Source organism: Streptomyces sp. (assembly GCF_035645055.1).
Taxonomy (GTDB): Bacteria; Actinomycetota; Actinomycetes; order Streptomycetales; family Streptomycetaceae; genus Streptomyces.
The window spans coordinates 1-18,495 of record NZ_DASQNH010000050.1 but is presented as its reverse complement, the minus strand read 5'-3'; the positions used below and the strand labels follow the sequence as shown (position 1 = coordinate 18,495).

The 18,495-nt window shown below is 73.2% G+C and carries 14 protein-coding genes; 5 read left to right on the top strand and 9 right to left on the bottom strand.

All coding sequences use genetic code 11. From position 1 onward, the window contains the following. Positions 1–3: 3 nt before the first annotated feature. Genes VE614_RS16450 through VE614_RS16440 form a run of 3 tightly spaced genes read right to left on the bottom strand, consistent with a single transcriptional unit; the run spans position 4 to position 3,133 of the window. A complete protein-coding gene (locus VE614_RS16450; RefSeq protein ID WP_324937372.1) occupies positions 4–804 on the bottom strand; it encodes a sugar phosphate isomerase/epimerase family protein in 801 nt (266 codons plus the stop codon). A gap of 29 nt (positions 805–833) precedes the next feature. Then, positions 834–1,985, bottom strand: a complete 1,152-nt coding sequence (locus VE614_RS16445; protein ID WP_324937137.1) for a dihydrodipicolinate synthase family protein — start codon at positions 1,983–1,985, stop codon at positions 834–836. Beyond that, positions 1,982–3,133, bottom strand: a complete 1,152-nt coding sequence (locus VE614_RS16440; RefSeq protein ID WP_324937135.1) for a Gfo/Idh/MocA family oxidoreductase — start codon at positions 3,131–3,133, stop codon at positions 1,982–1,984. Before VE614_RS16440 ends, VE614_RS16445 begins: the two co-directional genes overlap by 4 nt. Positions 3,134–3,475: 342 nt before the next feature. Between VE614_RS16440 and VE614_RS16435 the strand changes: the two genes are divergently transcribed. Further along, positions 3,476–4,522, top strand: a complete 1,047-nt coding sequence (locus VE614_RS16435; RefSeq protein WP_324937133.1) for a LacI family DNA-binding transcriptional regulator — start codon at positions 3,476–3,478, stop codon at positions 4,520–4,522. 129 nt (positions 4,523–4,651) lie between these two features. On the opposite strand, the gene VE614_RS16430 is transcribed toward VE614_RS16435, so the two are convergent. Further along, complete coding sequence (locus VE614_RS16430) at positions 4,652–5,044, bottom strand: tautomerase family protein (protein WP_324937131.1); 393 nt, start codon at positions 5,042–5,044, stop codon at positions 4,652–4,654. Between the two features lie 150 nt (positions 5,045–5,194). Here VE614_RS16430 and VE614_RS16425 point away from each other — a divergent pair, with 150 nt between their 5' ends. The 3 genes from VE614_RS16425 to VE614_RS16415 all read left to right on the top strand — a co-directional run bounded on the left by VE614_RS16425 (position 5,195) and on the right by VE614_RS16415 (position 7,655). Beyond that, on the top strand, positions 5,195–5,788 hold the full coding sequence (locus tag VE614_RS16425) for a dihydrofolate reductase family protein (RefSeq protein WP_324937129.1): 594 nt from the start codon (positions 5,195–5,197) through the stop codon (positions 5,786–5,788). Positions 5,789–5,901: 113 nt separating this feature from the next. Further along, entirely contained in the window at positions 5,902–6,840 is a 939-nt protein-coding gene (locus tag VE614_RS16420; protein WP_324937127.1) for a helix-turn-helix domain-containing GNAT family N-acetyltransferase, read from the top strand. Between the two features lie 11 nt (positions 6,841–6,851). Continuing rightward, complete coding sequence (locus VE614_RS16415) at positions 6,852–7,655, top strand: sugar phosphate isomerase/epimerase family protein (RefSeq protein WP_324937125.1); 804 nt, start codon at positions 6,852–6,854, stop codon at positions 7,653–7,655. Between the two features lie 119 nt (positions 7,656–7,774). Here VE614_RS16415 and aroA read toward each other — a convergent pair whose 3' ends face one another. Next, positions 7,775–9,016 (bottom strand): 3-phosphoshikimate 1-carboxyvinyltransferase, encoded by a 1,242-nt coding sequence (gene aroA, locus VE614_RS16410; protein ID WP_324937123.1) that lies wholly within the window; start codon positions 9,014–9,016, stop codon positions 7,775–7,777. A gap of 757 nt (positions 9,017–9,773) precedes the next feature. Here aroA and VE614_RS16405 point away from each other — a divergent pair. After that, the gene (locus VE614_RS16405; RefSeq protein WP_324937121.1) at positions 9,774–11,591 is read left to right on the top strand and encodes a glycoside hydrolase family 3 protein; all 1,818 of its coding nucleotides are present in this window, start codon (positions 9,774–9,776) and stop codon (positions 11,589–11,591) included. Positions 11,592–11,807: 216 nt separating this feature from the next. Here the strand turns inward: VE614_RS16405 and VE614_RS16400 are convergent, their stop codons facing one another. The 4 genes from VE614_RS16400 to VE614_RS16385 all read right to left on the bottom strand — a co-directional run. Further along, the gene (locus VE614_RS16400) at positions 11,808–13,226 is read right to left on the bottom strand and encodes a S28 family serine protease (RefSeq protein WP_324937119.1); all 1,419 of its coding nucleotides are present in this window, start codon (positions 13,224–13,226) and stop codon (positions 11,808–11,810) included. Between the two features lie 104 nt (positions 13,227–13,330). Next, complete coding sequence (locus VE614_RS16395) at positions 13,331–13,720, bottom strand: hypothetical protein (protein ID WP_324937117.1); 390 nt, start codon at positions 13,718–13,720, stop codon at positions 13,331–13,333. 91 nt (positions 13,721–13,811) lie between these two features. Next, complete coding sequence (locus tag VE614_RS16390; protein ID WP_324937115.1) at positions 13,812–17,519, bottom strand: ABC transporter ATP-binding protein; 3,708 nt, start codon at positions 17,517–17,519, stop codon at positions 13,812–13,814. 91 nt (positions 17,520–17,610) lie between these two features. Beyond that, the coding region (locus VE614_RS16385) for an esterase-like activity of phytase family protein (protein ID WP_324937113.1) at positions 17,611–18,495 on the bottom strand (885 nt) is incomplete at its 5' end.

Genomic DNA, 18,495 nt, shown 5'->3' with positions numbered 1-18,495 from the left:
AGGTCACTCCATCACGTGTTCGACGAAACGCGCGGCGGTCTCCGCCAGTACCTCCCGCCCGTCCCGGGCCCACAGCCCGTCGTTGAACAGTTCCACCTCGACGGGCCCGGTGTATCCGGCGGCCTCGACGTACGCCTTCCATTCGCGCATGTCGATGGCACCGTCGCCGATCTGGCCGCGGCCGTTGAGGACGCCCTCGGGGAGCGGGGTGGTCCAGTCGGCGAGCTGGAAGGTGTGGATGCGGCCGGTGGCGCCCGCGCGGGCGATCTGCTCGGGGGCGCGGTCGTCCCACCAGATGTGGTACGTGTCGACGGTGACGCCGACCTGGTGGGCGGGGAGGCGTTCCGCGAGGTCGAGGGCCTGGGCGAGGGTCGACACCACACAGCGGTCGGCGGCGTACATCGGGTGCAGGGGCTCGATCGCGAGCCGTACGCCGTGCCGCTCGGCGTAGGGCCCGAGTTCGGCCAGTGCGTCGGCGATGCGTTCGCGGGCGCCGCGCAGGTCCTTGGAGCCGGCGGGCAGGCCGCCGGAGACCAGGACGAGGGTGTCGGTGCCCAGGGTCGCCGCCTCGTCGACCGCGCGCCGGTTGTCCGCGAGGGCCGCGGCCCGTTCCGCCGGGTCGATCGCCGTGAGGAAGCCGCCGCGGCACAGGGTGGTCACCGTCAGGCCCGCGTCCCGGACCAGTTCGGCGGTGGCCTCCAGGCCGTACGACTGCACGGGCTCGCGCCACAGGCCGACGTTGCGGATGCCCAGGCCGGTGCAGGCGTCGGCCAGGTCGGGCAGGGACAGCTGCCTCACCGTCATCTGGTTGATGCTGAAGCGCTCGAGACCGGTCACTGGGTCACCCCGTACATCGCGAGCAGGGTCTTCATCCGCTCCTCCGCCAGCTTGGGGTCGGGGAACAGGCCGAGACCGTCGGCGAGCTCGTAGGCGCGGGCGAAGTGCGGCAGGGAGCGGGCCGACTGGAGGCCGCCGACCATGGTGAAGTGCGACTGGTGGCCGGCCAGCCAGGCCAGGAAGACCACGCCCGTCTTGTAGAAGCGGGTGGGGGCCTGGAAGAGGTGGCGGGACAGCTCCACCGTCGGGTCGAGGAGGTCGCGGAAGCCCGCCGTGTTCCCGGTGTCCAGGACGCGGACCGCCTCCGCCGCCAGCGGGCCCAGCGGGTCGAAGATGCCGAGCAGGGCGTGGCTGAAGCCCTGCTCGTCGCCCGCGATCAGCTCGGGGTAGTTGAAGTCGTCGCCGGTGTAGCAGCGGACGCCCTGCGGGAGGCGGCGGCGCAGGTCGATCTCGCGCCGCGCGTCCAGGAGGGACACCTTGATGCCGTCGACCTTGTCCGGGTGGGCGGCGATGACCTCCAGGAAGGTGCCGGTGGCCGCGTCGAGGTCGGCCGAACCCCAGTAACCCTCCAGGCCCGGGTCGAACATGGGGCCCAGCCAGTGCAGGATCACCGGTTCGGCGGCCTGGCGGAGCAGGTGGCCGTAGACCTCCAGGTAGTCCTCGGGGCCCGACGCGGCCTTCGCCAGGGCGCGGGACGCCATCAGGATGGCCTGGGCGCCGGACTCCTCCACGACCGCCAGCTGTTCCTCGTAGGCCGCGCGGACCTCGGCGAGGGTGCCCCCCGCGAGCTGGTCGGTGCCGACGCCGCAGGCGATGCGGCCGCCGGCCGACTTGGCCTCCGCCGCCGAGCGGCGGATCAGTTCGGCCGCGCCCGCCCAGTCCAGGCCCATGCCGCGCTGGGCGGTGTCCATGGCCTCGGCGACGCCGAGTCCGTGGGACCACAGGTGGCGGCGGAAGGCGAGGGTGGCGTCCCAGTCGACGGCGGCCGGGGAGTCGGGGGTGACGTCGGCGTAGGGGTCGGCGACGACGTGCGCCGCGGAGAAGACCGTACGGGAGGTGAAGGGGGCGCCGGGGGTGACGGCGAGGGGTTCGGCGCGCGGCTCGTAGGCGCGCAGTCCGCCGGTCGCGTCCGGGAGCTGGATGGTCACAGGGAGACCTCCGGCACGTCGAGACGGCGGCCCTCGGCCGAGGACCTCAGGCCCAGTTCGGCGAGCTGGACGCCGCGGGCACCGGCGAGCAGGTCCCAGTGGTAGGGGGCGTCTGCGTAGACGTGCTTGAGGAACAGCTCCCACTGGGCCTTGAAACCGTTGTCGAAGTCCTGGTTGTCGGGGACCTCCTGCCACTGGTCGCGGAAGACCTCGGTGGCGGGGATGTCCGGGTTCCAGACCGGCTTGGGGGTGGCGCTGCGGTGCTGCACGCGGCAGGTGCGCAGGCCCGCGACGGCCGATCCCTCGGTGCCGTCGACCTGGAACTCCACCAGTTCGTCGCGGTGGACGCGGACCGCCCAGGAGGAGTTGATCTGGGCGATGGCACCGCCTTCGAGTTCGAAGACGCCGTAGGCGGCGTCGTCGGCGGTGGCGTCGTAGGGCTTGCCCTCCTCGTCCCAGCGCTGCGGGATGTGGGTGGCGGTGAGGGCCTGGACGGACTTCACGCGGCCGAACAGCTCGTGCAGGACGTACTCCCAGTGCGGGAACATGTCGACGACGATGCCGCCGCCGTCCTCGGCGCGGTAGTTCCACGACGGGCGCTGGGCGGCCTGCCAGTCGCCCTCGAAGACCCAGTAGCCGAACTCGCCGCGCACGGAGAGGATCCGGCCGAAGAAGCCGCCGTCGATGAGGCGCTTGAGCTTGAGCAGGCCCGGCAGGAAGAGCTTGTCCTGGACGACGCCGTGCCTGATGCCCTTCTCGTGGGCGAGGCGGGCCAGTTCCAGGGCGCCGTCGAGGCCGGTGGCGGTGGGCTTCTCGGTGTAGACGTGCTTGCCGGCCGCGATGGCCTTGCGGATGGCGTCCTCGCGGGCCGAGGTGACCTGCGCGTCGAAGTAGATGTCGACGGTGGGGTCGGCGAGGACGGCGTCCAGGTCGGTGGAGACGTGCTCCAGGCCGTGCTTCTCGGCGAGCGCCTTGAGCGCGTGCTCGCGGCGGCCGAGCAGGATCGGCTCGGGCCACAGCACGGTGCCGTCGCCGAGGTCGAGGCCACCCTGCTCCCGGAGGGCGAGGATGGAGCGGACGAGGTGCTGGCGGTAGCCCATGCGCCCCGTCACACCGTTCATGGCGATACGCACCGTCTTGCGTGTCACGTCGGTCCCTTCCCAGGCGTCGTACGCGGTGGAGGCGCGCCGCGTACGCCCCCTGGCCGTGACTGGTGAGCGGTACAGCAAGCGCTTTCTATGTGAGGAGAAGCTAGCCTCTCGGCAGGGGTCCGGACAAGACCACCGCACACTCGGCCTGTTCGAGGGGGCGAACAGGTGGGGCCCGCGGGCTTATGGTCTGCACGGAACCGCGAGCGGCCGGGCGGCCGTGTACGACGTCGGGACGGGAGGGCCCTCCCCCGCGACGCCCGGCACACCGACGGCGAGAACGCCGACGACGTACGGCGAGGTACGACAGATGCGCGAGACGCACGACCGGAGGACGACGAGATGACGGTGACCCTGGCGGACGTGGCGGCCCGCGCCCAGGTCTCGCCCGCGACGGTGTCGCGCGTGCTGAACGGGAACTACCCCGTGGCCGCCTCGACCCGGGAGCGGGTCCTGAAGGCGGTCGACGAACTGGACTACGTCCTCAACGGCCCCGCGAGCGCGCTCGCCGCCGCGACGTCCGACCTCGTCGGCATCCTCGTCAACGACATCGCCGACCCCTTCTTCGGGATCATGGCGAGCGCCATCCAGTCCGAGATCGGCGGCCCCGGCGGACGCGCGGGCGGCGAACGGCTGGCCGTCGTCTGCAACACCGGCGGCTCGCCGGAGCGCGAACTCACCTACCTCACCCTGCTGCAACGGCAGCGGGCCGCCGCCGTGGTCCTCACCGGCGGCGCCATGGAGAACGCGCCGCACGCCGCGGCCGTCGCGGCGAAGCTGCGCAAGCTGAGCGAGGCCGGCACCCGGGTCGTGCTGTGCGGGCGCCCGCCCGCACCCGGCACCGACGCCGTCGCCCTCACCTTCGACAACCGGGGCGGCGGCAAGCAGCTGACCGAGCACCTCATCGGCCTCGGCCACCGGCGGCTCGGCTACATCGCGGGTCCCGAGGAGCGCACCACCACCCGGCACCGGCTCGAGGGCCACCGCGCCGCGCTCGCCGCCGCGGGCATCGAGGAGGACCCCCGCTGGACGGTCCACGGCCGCTACGACCGCCGCTCCGGCTACGAGGCCACGCTGGAACTCCTGCGCCGCGACCCCACGATCACCGCGGTGGTCGCCGCGAACGACTCCGTCGCCCTGGGCGCCTGCGCCGCGCTGCGCGAGTCCGGCCTGCGCATCCCCGAGGACGTCTCCGTCGCCGGCTTCGACGACCTGCCCTTCAGCATCGACGCGGTGCCGTCCCTGACGACGGTGCGCCTGCCGCTGGCCGAGGCGGGGGCCCGCGCCGGGCGCATCGCGATGGGCCGCGAGGAACCGCCGCCGGGCGGGGTCGCGACGGCGCGGGGCGAGCTGATGGTGCGGGGGTCGTCGGGGGTGCCGCGGAGCTGACGCGGCGCGGACGGCACCGGTGGCTCCGGTGGCGTGACATGAGTGGCACCGGTGCCATGGGGCGATGGTGGGGCACCCGGTGCGGGAACCACCGCCGCGGCCCTGCCGGCCGCGGCGAGACAAGTCCGACTAGGCTTCGCCAGGCGCATACTGCGCCTCCCCCTCCCCCAGGGACCAGTCGATCGGCTCGTTCTCCGTGAGGGTGACGAAGACGTTGCGCGGCTCGGTGCCCGCGTGGACACGGGCCAGCTCGGCGATACGGCGGTACAGGGCGCGCTTGCGGTCCGGTGTGCGGCCCGCGCGGAGGGTGATGGCGATGTAGGCGATGCCCTCGTCGCGCGGGATGCCGAGATAGTCGCCGTGGCGGAGGGCGCCGGTCGCGCCGTCGTGCGCGGTGAGGATCTGGAAGTGGTCGTCCGGCGGGATGCCGATGACCTCGATCAGGGCCTCGTGGACGGCCCGGCCGAGGGCGGCGAGGCGTTGGGTGTCGGCGCCGAGGGCGTCTATGCGGACCAGGGGCATGGGGACCTCCTCCGAGAACCGGACAGCCGGAGAGACAGGCTGTTATACATACTAGTAGTTACAGCCCCCCCGTGGAACCGGAGCGATTACTTTCCGCGGCGGCGGCCGTCTATCTTCCGAACGGCATCCACCGACGCGGGAGACACCACCATGCGCATCGTCATCAGCGAGTTCATCAGCCTCGACGGCGTCGTCCAGGCTCCGGGCGGGCCGGAGGAGGACACCGACGGCGGGTTCGCGCACGGCGGCTGGACGCACCCGTACTTCGACCCGGAGATCGTCGGCGGGGCCTTCGACGCGGCGCTGGAGGGCGCCGACGCGCTGCTGTTCGGGCGGCGCACGTGGCAGACGATGGCGTCGGCGTGGCCGGAGCGGGCCGGGGACCCGTTCGCGGACCGGATGAACTCCCTCCGGAAGTACGTGGTCTCCGACACCCTCGAGGAGACCGAACCGACCTGGGAGAACTCCGTCCGCATCCCGGGGTCCGAGGCGGTCGCCGAGCTGCGGAAGCTGCGGGAGGGGGACGACGGCGGGCTGCTGCTCATGGGAAGCCCGACCCTGGCCCGCACGCTGATCACCGAGGGTCTCGTCGACGAGCTGCGGCTGATCGTGATGCCGGTGGTGCTCGGCGGCGGAAAGTCGATCTTCCCGGACGGGGGCGGGAAGTTCCCGTTCGAGCTGGTCTCCACGACGAGGTCGGACGCCGGCACGCTGGTGAACGTGTACCGGCGGGCGGCCGAGTAGCGCGAGCCGTGGACGGGAGCGGGTCCCGCGCTTACGCTCGAACCGGAGAAACCTCTGACTGAGTCAAAGACCACTCAACGGGGTCGGCCATCGGGGAGACATCGGGGGCGAGCATGACCGTCGAAGACATCCGCTCCTTCAACCGCTTCTACACCCACCTGATCGGCGCGCTGGACTACGGCCGTCATCTGTACGCCCCGTACACCCTCACCGAGTCCCGCGTGCTCTACGAGCTGGCGCACTCGCCCCGTACCGACGTCGCCGACCTGCGCACCGGACTGCACCTGGACGCGGGCTATCTGACCCGCATCCTGAACAAGTTCGAGACGGACGGGCTGATCGAGCGCGGTCCGTCGGAGCGGGATCCGCGGCGGCGGCGGATCCGGCTGACGGCGCGGGGGCGGGCGACCGCCGGCCTGCTGGACGAGCGGGCCCGGCAGACGGTCGGCTCGCTGCTGGCCGGGGTGGCGCCGCAGGACCGGCCGCGGCTGGCGGAGGCGCTGCTGACGGTGCGGACGCTGCTGTCGGGCGGCCGGGCGCCCCGCCCCGAGGACGTGGTGCTGCGCCCGCCCGCCCCCGGCGACCTGGGCTGGATCGTGCAGCGCAACGCCGCGCTGTACGCCGCCGAGTACGGCTGGAACACCGACTACGAGGCGCTGGTCGCGCGGATCGTCGCGGACTTCGCGCAGGACCACGACCCGCGTCGGGAGCGGGTGTGGATCGCCGAGCTGGACGGGCGGCCGGTGGGGTGTGTGATGTGCGTACGGGACGAGGCGCCCGGCACGGCCCGGCTGCGGCTGCTGCTGGTCGAGCCCGGCGCGCGCGGCCTCGGCATCGGCGACCGGCTGGTCACGGCGGTCGTCGGCTTCGCGCGCGGGGCCGGCTACCACGACCTGGTGCTGTGGACGAACGACGTGCTCACGGCCGCCCGCCGGATCTACCGGCGGCACGGATTCGCGCTCGTCGCCGAGCAGCCGCACCGTTCCTTCGGCAAGGATCTCGTCGGGCAGGACTGGCGGCTGGAGCTGCGGCGCGGGCGGAGTGACGAGTAGGGTCGCTGAGTATGAAGCTGGCGTTCTCCACTCTCGGCGTCCCCGGTCTCCCCCTCCCCGATGTGCTGCGCCTCGCGGCGGAACACGGCTACCACGGGGTCGAACTGCGCGTGCACCCGGAGGAACCGGTGCACCCAGGCCTCGGCCCGGACGAACGCGCGCGGGTGGCCGCCGAGTTCAAGGCGGCCGGTGTCGAACCGCTCGGCCTCGCCGGGTACACGCGGGTGGCCGCGCCGGGCGACGACGAGCCCGTGCTGGCGGAGATCCGCGCCCTGCTGGACCTGGCCCGCGATTTGGGCGCCCCGTTCGTCCGGGTCTTCCCCGGCGCGGACGCGGTGGGCCGGCCGTCGGAGGAGGCCGACGCGGTGGCCGCCCGGCGGCTGGGGGTGGCGGCCGAACTCGCCGCCGACGCGGGCGTGCGCATCCTGCTGGAGACCCACGACTCGCACCGCACCGGCGCCGACGCGATCCGCATCCTGGGCCCGGTCGGGCACCGGCACGTGGGCGCGCTGTGGGATGTGATGCACACCTGGCTGGGCGGCGAGCAGCCCTCGGAGACCTACGCGGCCCTCGCCCCGCACCTCGGCTATGTCCAGGTCAAGGACATCGCCTCCGCCGACGACGCCACCCCGCTGCCGCTCGGCGCGGGCGTGCTGCCGGTCGCCGAGGTGGTGGAGGTGCTGTCCCGGCACGGCTGGGACGGCTGGCTGTGCTGGGAGTACGAGAAGCGCTGGTACGAGTCGGCGGCCCCGCTGCCCGGCCTGCTGGGCGCGGGCCGGGACCATCTGGCACGGCTGCTCAACGATTCGGCGTGAGCGGGGCGCCGGCGTCCAGGCCCACCGGCCCAGGACGGCGGGGCCACGGGCCGTAACCCGCGTCGAGGCTGAGTGCTCGCCGCCGTTGCGGGAGCAGTTGGCGGCCACCGCCCGCGAGGTCAGCCGAGGCCGATAGCCGCGCGCAGTTCGGCGAACTCCTCGTGGAAGCCGGGGAAGGTCTTGCGGACGCACCCCGGGTCGTCGAAGGAGATGCCGGGGGCACGCAGGCCCGCCACCGCGAAGGACATCACGATGCGGTGGTCGCCGTAGGAGGCGATCTCGACGCCGGACGCGGGCGTACCGGGCCGGATCTCGATCCAGTCCGGGCCCGTCTCGACCGCCACGCCCAGCCGCCGCAGGTTCTGCGCGCAGGCCTCCAGCCGGTCGCACTCCTTCACGCGCGTGTTGGCGACGTCCTCGATGCGCACCGGGCCGGAGGCGTACGGGGCGATCGCGGCGAGGGTCGGCATGGTGTCGGAGATGTCCCGCATGTTGACGGTGAGGCCGCGCAGTTCGCCGGTGCCGCGCACGGTCGTGCGGTCGGCGCCGATCTCCACGTGCGCGCCCATCCGGCGCAGCACCTCCACGAAGCCCAGGTCGCCCTGGAGAGCGCCCTCGCCGAGGCCGGGCACGGTGACCTCGCCGCCGGTGAGCGCGGCGGTGGCGAAGAAGTAGCTGGCGGTGGAGGCGTCCGGCTCGATCGCGTAGGTGGTGGCGCGGTAGCCGCCCGGCGGGACGACGAAGGTGTCGCCCTCGCGGCGCACCTCCACACCGAAGGCACGCATCATCGCGATGGTGATCTCGACATACGGCGCGGAGACCAGGTCCGTGACGGTGATCCGCAGGCCCTGCCGGGTGAGCGGGCCGAGCAGCAGCAGCGCCGTCAGGTACTGCGAGGACAGGCCCGCGTCCAGGGTGACCTGACCGCCCTCCACCCCCGCCGCCTCGACGGTCAGCGGGTGGTGGCCCTCCCGCTCCTCGTGGCGCAGCTTCACCCCGAGGTCGCGCAGGGCGCGGGTGAGCGGCAGCAGGGGGCGGCGGCGCATCTGCTCGGAGGCGTCGAAGCGGTAGGTGCCGTGGCCGGCGGCGGCGAGAGCGGGCAGGAAGCGGGCCGTGGTCGCGCCGTCCCGGCAGTAGACGTCGGCCTCCGCCACGGCCGGGCCCTCGGGGCGCCCGTCGATCTGCCAGGTGTCCGGGGTGCGGCCGACCCGGTAGCCGAGCCGCACCAGGCCCTCGGCGAAGCCCTCGGTGTCGTCCGACCGCAGGGGCCGGACGAGAGTCGTGACGCCGTCGGCCGCCGCCGCGAGGAAGAGGGCGCGAGCGGTGATGGACTTGGAACCGGGGATGTCGACTGCGGGCATGTCCTTATGATCGCCCAACCGCGGCCCCCGCGCGGCACCGTCCATGAGATGGACCCGCGCGGGCCGGACCCGCCGGGCGTCCGGCCGGGCCGACCCGAGTCCGTGGCCGAGCCCGGCGGGAGTCCTTGGCGGAACCCGGCGGGGGCCCGACGGGGCCGGACCGGGCCCGACAGGGACCGGACCCGGCCCTCCGGGAGCCCGGCCGAACCCGGCGGGAGCCCGGCCCGGCCCGGTGGGGCGCCCAGGGGTGTCCACCGGCGGGCCGTCCTGGGCCGGTCCTCGGCAGGGCGTACCAGGCGGTCGACGGGGCATCGCGAGCCAGACCCCGGCAGGGCTTCGAGCCGGGCCCGCCGGAACGTCCGGGAAAGGGCCCCGGGCGGCGGGGACCATGCGACGCGGCGCCCCGCCCGCCCCCACCGGCCCCGGATCCGGCCGAACCGCGGCGGGCCGGGAACCCGGCCGGGACCGCCGGCGTCCAACCGCCGGACCGCCGGACCGCCGGACCGCCGGACCGCCGGACCGCCGGAGAGTCACCGTGCCACGGTGTCGGCCTCGCTGCCGACCGCGAACGCCGACCACCCTCTCCGCCGCGGGCGCGGCCGACGGTATGCCGCCATCGGCGTGCCGCCCTCCCGTGCGCCGGCGGCGGCGTCCTCGCTGGGTACTGTGCGTTCCCTTGACTGGCAGAAACTTCCCGGATATTGGTGACCCCTCGGAAGTTTCCTTCAGCGGACCACCTCCTCCGGAAGGAGCGCACGTGCCCGACACCAGCACGGGAAACACCGCGAAACCCTCCAGACGCACGGTCCTCGCCGCCACGGCCGGCGTCACCGCGGCCCTCACGGTCGGCGGCCCCGCCCACGCGCACGGCGACCGGAAGCTGCGCCGCCTGATCTCCCGGATGACCCTGGAGGAGAAGGTCGGCCAGCTCTTCGTCTCCCGGGCCTACGGCCACTCCGCCACCGCTCCCGACCAGGCCGACATCGACGCCAACCTCCGCGAGTTCGGCGTCCGCACCCCCGCCGAACTGGTCGCCCGCTACCGGCTGGGCGGGGTCATCTACTTCGCCTGGGCGCACAACACCCGTGACCCGCACCAGATCGCCGCCCTCTCCAACGGTCTCCAGCGCGCGTCCCTGGACCTCCCGCACCGCCTGCCCCTGCTGATCTCCACCGACCAGGAGCACGGCATCGTCGCCCGGATCGGCAAGCCCGCCACGCTCTTCCCGGGCGCGATGGCCATCGGTGCGGGCGGCTCGCGCACCGACGCCCGCACCCTCGGCAGGATCGCGGGCAAGGAGCTGCGCGCGATGGGCGTACGGCAGGACTACACCCCCGTCGCCGACGTGAACGTCAACCCGGCCAACCCGGTCATCGGCGTGCGCTCCTTCGGCGCCGATCCGGAGGCGGTGGCCCGGCTGGTCGCGGCCGAGACCGCCGGCTACCAGCGCTCCGGTGTCGCGGCGACCGCCAAGCACTTCCCGGGCCACGGTGACACCGAGACCGACAGCCACTACGGCTTCCCGGTCATCAAGCACACCCGCGCGCAGTGGGAGTCGCTGGACGCGCCGCCGTTCCGCGCCGCGATCGAGGCCGGTACCGACTCCGTCATGACCGCGCACATCCTGGTCCCGGCCCTCGACGACTCCGGCGACCCGGCCACCCTCTCGCGGCCCATCCTCACCGGCATCCTGCGCGAACAGCTCGGCTTCGACGGGGTGGTGGTCACCGACGCGCTCGACATGGCGGGCGTACGGCAGAAGTACGGTGACGACCGGGTGCCGGTGCTGGCGCTGAAGGCGGGCGTGGACCAGCTGCTGAACGCGCCCAGGCTGGACCTGGCCTGGAACGCGGTGCTGAAGGCCGTCCAGGACGGGGAGCTGACGGAGGAGCGCCTGGAGGAATCGATCCTGCGGGTGCTGCGGCTGAAGGCGAAGCTGGGGCTCCTCGACGACCCGTGGACCGACGAGGACGCCGTGAGCGACAAGGTCGGCACGGCCGAGCACCTCGCGGCCGCCGACCGGATCGCCGAGCGGACCACGACCCTGCTGGTCAACGAGGGCGGGCTCCTCCCGCTCGTCCCGAAGGACACCCCGCGCCTGCTGGTCGTCGGCGCCGACCCGGCCTCCCCGTCCGGCACCACCGGCCCGCCGACCGGTGTGCTGGCGCGGGCCCTGACGGAGCTGGGATTCACCGCGACCGCGCTGTCCACCGGGACCGCGCCGTCCGCGGCGGTGACCGAGCGGGCCGTCGCGGCGGCCGGGGAGGCGGACGCGGTGGTCGTGGCGACCTACAACGTCACCGCGACGAGCCCCCAGAGAACACTGGTCGAGCGGCTGCTGGCGACGGGCCGCCCGGTGGTGGCGGTGGCCGTGCGCAACCCGTACGACGCGGCCCGGCTGCCGGGCGTACGCGCGTACCTCGCGACGTACTCCTGGACGGACGTCGAGGTGCGGGCCGCCGCCCGGGTGATCGCCGGAGCGGTGGAGCCGCGCGGGAAGCTCCCGGTACCGGTGCAGCGGGCCGACGATCCGTCCCGGGTGCTGTACCCCCTCGGGCACGGCCTGACGTACTAGACCTACGGGGAGTCGTGCCGGTCCTGCCCATGGCGCTGCTGACGGGCTGCCAGGGGCCGCCGGACACGCGGGACGACGACCGCGCGGCACCGTCCCCGAGCGCGTCACCGGCGGCGGCCGGGGGTCTGCCCTCGGGGTACGGGACCCGGTTCCCCGTGGGCTGCGCCCGCCCCCTGCAGCCACCGTGAGGCACAAGGAGCGGGCGCCGCGGGGGACTTACGGACGCAGCGTCCGCTCCGTGCCCTTCTTGTCGAGCTTGGCGTCGAACGTGGCCAGGGGCCTGGCCTTCGAGGGGTCGGCCTGGACGGCCGCGGGGGCCACGCCCGCCCACTCGAGGATCTTCGCCGTGGCGAGGGCCTTCTCGTCGTCCACGAGGCCCGCGACGCGGGCACCGTGGTTGGCGCCGGGTGCGGTCAGGACGTACGAGTCGCGGGCGCCCTTGCCGAGGCGGAAGGGCTCGGCGCCCCACGGGTCGTTCTCGCCGTAGACGAACAGCATGTGACGGGCGTTGTGGCGGACCCAGGTGTCCACGTCGCGCATGGCGCCCGGCTGGAACCGCATCTCGATGTCACGCGGCACGTAGTAGCGCGGCGGCAGGTAGCCGTAGCGGATGTACTGCTTCTCGATGTGCGGGAAGCGGATGGTCGGCGCGCCGAGCTGGGTGCCCGCCTGGTAGTAGTACGGCGTGTACGGCTCCAGGCCCTGGTCGGTGTAGAAGGAGAACCCGGCGACGGCGTCGAGGGTGTTCCAGATCTCGTCGTCGGTGGCGTTCTGCGCGTCCGCGGGGATGGTGCCGCAGTCCGACAGCAGGCTGTACTGCCAGAAGCCCCAGACGTAGTCGAGGACGGTCGCCTCGTACGCCTTGTCGAGGCTGCCGACGGTGCGGAAGGTGTAGCCGTTCTCGGCCGCGTACTTCGCGTACCGCTGCTCCATGACGTCCCGCCGCACCAGCGCCTCGCGCTGCACGCCGTTCAGCCGGTCGCGGCACTCCTCGGTGCCGACGGTGGCGAAGAACCGGTCGTAGGCCGAGTCCTCCTTGTCGACGACGTCGTTGGGGGCGACGTAGGCGACGACGCCGTCCATGTCGCGGGGGTAGAAGCGCTCGTAGTACGTCGCGGTCATGCCGCCCTTGGAGCCGCCGGTGGACAGCCACTTCTTGTCGTAGACCGGCTTCAGGGCCTTGAAGATGCGGTGCTGGTCGCTGGCGGCCTGCCAGATGTCCAGCTTGCTCCAGTCGGCCGGGCTGGGCCGGGAGGGGGTGAAGTAGCGGTACTCCATGGAGACCTGGTTGCCGTCGACGATCTGGGTCGGCTCGCGGCGGCTGGGGGTCGTGGAGACGCCGTAGCCGCTGGTGTAGAAGACCGTCGGGCGGGAGACGTCCTTGTGCAGGACGGTGATCCGCTGCTGGAACGTGCCCTTGGCCGGATCGCGGTGGTCGACCGGCTGGGTGTAGTTCAGGACGAAGAAGCGGTAGCCGGGGTACGGCTTCTCCTCGATCAGGCTCATGCCGGGTACGGCCAGAAGCCGGTCCTTGATGTCGGTGGCCTCCGGCTGGACGGCGGTGGCCGTCCCCGCCGTGCTCAAGGTGCCTATGAACACCGTGAGCGCGAGCAGCCATCTGAGCGCCTTGCGCATGCACCCTCCCCTGTGAGAACAGATGTGCGCCGGAAGCTATCGGAGTCAACCCGCTTCACACCAGGGGATGTTCGGTAACGGGCGCTATGCGCCAGGTGCTTCGCTCAGCAGAGGATCCAGCCCGAGTCGACCGAGCCCCGCCCCGCCGAGCCCTTCACCCACACACAGCGCTGCCCGGCGTAGACCTTCACGCCCGGGGTGTGGTAGCGGTGCTTTCCCTTGTGGGGGACGGGGCGGTGGCCGCGCGCCTGCACGCTGACGCTCATGGTCCGCAGGGGGCCGGGGTTCTTGGCGTAGGTGGCCGCGCACACGTAACCGCCGCTCTTGTAGACGTGCACGGAGCCGGTGGAGAAGGGCAGTGTCCTGACCTTGCGGCCGGGGCACGGCGCGGCGGCGGCGTGGGCCTCGGCCGGCGCGGCGAGCGCGAGGAGTCCGGCCGCGGTCAGCACGCACAGACCGAGGGCCAGCCGCCGTCGTATCGCACCCGAGTCCACAGTCGTCCCCTCCCGTGCCGCACCCCTCGGCAGATTGACGTACGGATGTACGGACGCGCAGCGTACGCCGGATGGTTGCGCCGGGCGGCGGTCAGGCCCCCACGGGGGTGTCCTCGCCGACGAAGGTGCGCCACAGTTCGGCGTACCGCCCGCCGCGGGCCAGCAGCTCCTCGTGGGTGCCGTCCTCAGCGACCCGCCCGTGGTCCATCACCACGACCCGGTCGGCGCGGGCCGCCGTGGTCAGGCGGTGGGCCACGACGAGGGTGGTACGGCGGCCCGCCAGACGGTCCGTCGCCTGGTTGACCTGGGCCTCCGTCGCCAGGTCCAGGGCGGCCGTGGCCTCGTCGAGGAGCAGGACGTCCGGGTCGACGAGTTCGGCGCGGGCCAGCGCGATCAGCTGGCGCTGGCCGGCGGAGAGGTTGCGGCCGCGCTCGGCGACCTCGTGGAGGTAGCCGCCCTCCAGGCGGGCGATCATCTCGTGCGCGCCGACCGCGCGGGCGGCGGCCTCCACCTCGGCGTCGGTGGCGTCGGGGCGGCCGTAGGCGATGGCGTCGCGGACGGTGCCGGGGAAGAGGTACGCCTCCTGGGGGACGACGCCGAGCCGGTGCCGGTAGGCGGTGAGGTCGAGGGTGCGCAGGTCACGGCCGTCGACGGTGACCCGGCCCGCGGTCGGGTCGTAGAACCGGGCCACCAGCTTCACCAGCGTCGACTTGCCCGCGCCGGTCTCGCCGACGAACGCCACGGTCTGCCCGGCGGGGATGCGCAGGTCGATGCCGGTGAGGGCCGCCTCGTCGTCGCCGTACCGGAAGTGCACGCCCTCGAAGGCGATCTCGCCGCGCAGCGAGGACACGGCGCGGGGTTCCCCGGCGGACTCGGTGGACGTGGGCTCCCGCAGGAGTTCCTGGACCCGGCCCAGCGAGACGCTCGCCTGCTGGTAGCCGTCGAAAACCTGGGAGAGCTGCTGCACGGGGGCGAAGAACAGGTCGATGTACAGCAGGTACGCCACCAGGGCGCCCGTGGTCAGGGTGCCCGCGTCGACCCGCCCGGCGCCCACGGTCAGCACGGCCGCCGCCGCGGCCGACGACAGGAACTGCACGAACGGGAAGTAGATCGAGATCAGCCACTGGCCGCGCACCCGGGCCCGCCGGTAGCCGTCGCTGCGCTCCGCGAACCGGCGTCCGCCGTCCTTCTCGCGCCGGAACGCCTGCACGATCCGCAGTCCGGCGACGGTCTCCTGGAGGTCGGCGTTGACGCCGGACACCCGCTCGCGGGCGAGTTCGTACGCCTTCACGCTCGCCCGGCGGAAGAAGAACGTGGCCACGATCAGCGGCGGCAGCGTCGCGAAGACGACGAGTGCCAGCTCGACATCGATCACCAGCAGGGCGACCATGATGCCGAAGAACGTGACGACCGAGACGAACGCGGTGACCAGGCCCGTCTGGAGGAACGTCGACAGGGCGTCGACGTCCGTCGTCATGCGGGTCATGATCCGGCCGGTCAGCTCCCGCTCGTAGTAGTCGAGGCCGAGCCGCTGGAGCTGGGCGAAGATCTTCAGACGCAGGGCGTACAGGACCCGTTCGCCGGTGCGGCCCGTCATCCGGATCTCGCCGATCTGCGCCGCCCACTGGGCGAGCACCACCACCAGGGCCAGCGCGGACGCCGCCCAGACCGCGCCGAGGGCCAGCTCCGAGACACCGCTGTCGATGCCGTGCCGGATCAGCACGGGGAGCAGCAGGCCCGTCCCCGCGTCCACCGCGACCAGGGCGAGGCTGACGAGGAGGGGCAGCCCGAAGCCCTTGAGGAGCCTCCTGAGCCCGTACGACTCCTCCGGCCGCACCGCCCGCGCCTCGTCGACGTCCGGGATGTCGGTCGCCGGGGGCAGGGCGTCCACCTGGGCCAGCAGCTCCGGGGTGGCCGGGGTGCCGGACAGCGCGGTGTCCTTCGGCTCGCGGTCGCCGGTCCACAGCCTCGGGGTGACCCCGCGCTCGGCGTCGAACTCGGCGTCCAGTTCCTCGCGGACCGAGGTGTCCTCGTCCTGCGGCGCGGCGGGCGGGGTGTGGCCCGGGGAGACGCCGCCCAGCTCGTCGGGGTCGGTGAGCAGCCGCCGGTACAGGGCCGAGCGCCGCTCCAGCTCCTCGTGGGTGCCCAGGTCGGCGAGCCGGCCGCCGTCGAGGACCGCGATGCGGTCGGCGAGGTTCAGGGTGGAGCGGCGGTGGGCGATGAGGAGGGTGGTGCGGCCCTCCATGACCTGCCTCAGCGCCTCGTGGATCTCGTGCTCGACGCGCGCGTCCACCGCGGAGGTCGCGTCGTCGAGGACGAGCAGCCGGGGGTCGGTGAGGATGGCGCGGGCGAGCGCGACGCGCTGGCGCTGGCCGCCGGAGAGGGTGAGACCGTGCTCACCGACGACGGTGTCGTAGCCGTCGGGCAGGTCGCTGATGAAGCCGTGCGCCTGGGCGGCGCGGGCGGCCCGCTCGATCTCCTCGTCGGTGGCGTCGGGGCGGCCGTAGGCGATGTTGGCGCGGACGCTGTCGGAGAAGAGGAACGAGTCCTCGGGGACCAGGCCGATGGCGGCGCGCAGCGAGTCGAGGGTCAGCTCGCGCACGTCGTGGCCGCCGATCAGCACGGCGCCGCGCGTGACGTCGTAGAAGCGCGGCAGCAGCAGGGAGACCGTCGACTTGCCGGAGCCGGAGGAGCCGACGACGGCCAGGGTCTCGCCGGGGCGGATCTCGAAGGAGAGGCCGTCGAGGACGGGCTTGCCGGGGTCGTAGCCGAAGGACACGTCGTCGAACTCGACGGTCGCGGGGGCGTCGGCGGGCAGCTCCCTGGTGCCGTCGGCGAGGGCCGGCTCGGTGTCGATCAGCTCCAGGACGCGTTCGGTGCCCGCGCGGGCCTGCTGGCCGACGGTGAGGACCATGGCGAGCATCCGGACCGGGCCGACGAGCTGGGCGAGGTAGGTGGAGAAGGCGACGAAGGTGCCGAGGGTGACGTCACCGCGTACGGCGAGCCAGCCGCCGAGGGCCAGCATGGCGACCTGGCCGAGGGCCGGGACGGCCTGGAGCGCGGGGGTGTACCTGCTGTTCAGCCGGATCGTCCGCAGCCGCCCCGCGAAGAGCCGCCGCCCGACCTCCCGCAGCTTCCGCGTCTCCTGCTCCTCCTGCCCGAAGCCCTTGACCACCCGTACGCCGCCGACCGCGCCGTCGACCACCCCCGCGACGGCCGCGGCCTGCGCCTGCGCGTACCAGGTGGCGGGGTGCAGCTTGGTGCGGCTGCGCTTGGCGATCCACCACAGCGCGGGCGCCACGGCGAGGGCGACCAGGGTGAGCGGGATCGACAGCCACGCCATGATGACCAGGGAGATCAGGAAGAGCATGAAGTTCCCGATGGTCATCGGGAGCATGAAGAGCAGGCCCTGGATCAGCTGGAGGTCGCTGGTGGCCCGCCCGACGACCTGGCCGGTGGACAGCTCGTCCTGCCGCCGCCCGTCGAGCCGGGTGATCGTCCCGTACATCTCGGTGCGCAGGTCGTGCTGGACGTCGAGGGCGAGCCGGCCGCCGTAGTAGCGGCGGATGTAGGTGAGGACGTAGACGAGGAGGGCGGCGCCGATGAGGGCACCGGCCCAGGGGGCCATGCCCTTGGTCTTGTCGCCGACGACGTCGTCGATGATCACCTTGGTGATCAGCGGGACGACGGCCAGGACGGCCATGCCCGCGAGGGAGGAGCCGAGGGCGAGGACGACGTCCTTGGGGTAGCGCCAGGCGTATCCCCACAGCCGTCGCGCCCATCCCCGTTGCGTGCTCACGCGGGTGCCCTCCGTTTTTCGGCCTGATCTTCCGGAAGGCACCAACGCGGGCGGAAGCGGATTTCATCCCTCCGCAACAAGGCGTGAGGGTTCAGAGGCGTACGCGCAGGACGTAGAAGCGGGTGGTCTGGGCCGGGTTCTGGTTGTCGTCGCTGGCGAGGAGGACGTTCAGGCGGCCGTGGAAGCGGCCGGTGACGGCCATGGCCTCGATGTTGTCGAGCAGCGGGTTGGGCTGCGGCTGCTTGGCGGTGGCGCCGAGATCGGGGCAGTCGGCGAGATCGGCGAGCAGCGTCTTGCGGACCGGCCGCACCCCATCCTGCCCGGTTAGATGTTCGACCCCGCTGACGTCCGTGGCGTGGCGCGGGTCGGCGAGGTAGAGGCGGACCGTGTTGCCGACACCGGCGGTGAAGCCGCGCTCCAGGACGAGGAGGCGGCCGTCGGGCGTCGCGGTGATCTCGGGGACGCCGAGGCCGGGGTCGGTGCGGTAGGCGTACTGCGCGGCCGGCCGGAACCGGTCGTCGTGCGTCCGCCGCCAGGTCTGGACCCGCACGATCCCGGCGCTGTCTCCACCGAGGGCGTACTCCATGGAGGCGACGAGCGTGCGGCCGTCCCGTGTCATGGTCAGCCCCTCGAACGTGCCGTTGACGGGCGCCCGGCCCGCCGGGGCGACCCGCAGGGCGTCCGGCACGGGCAGCCGGTCGAGCACGCGGCCGTCGCGGGAGTGGCGACGCACGGAGGGCTCGGTCTCCGAGGAGACGAGGTACGTCCCGTCCCGGTCGACGACCAGACCCTCGGAGTCCAGCGCGGCGCCGTTCTCGTCGGCGAGGGGCAGCGTTCCGCGCGGCTCGAGCGTCCGCCCGTCGAGCGAGAACAGCACCGACCTGTCGGAGACCGCCGCGAGGGTGCCGTCCCGGTCCGGGGCCAGCCCGGAGAAGTTGCCGACGAAGGTGCCCTCGTACGTCGTCTTGTCGAGCGC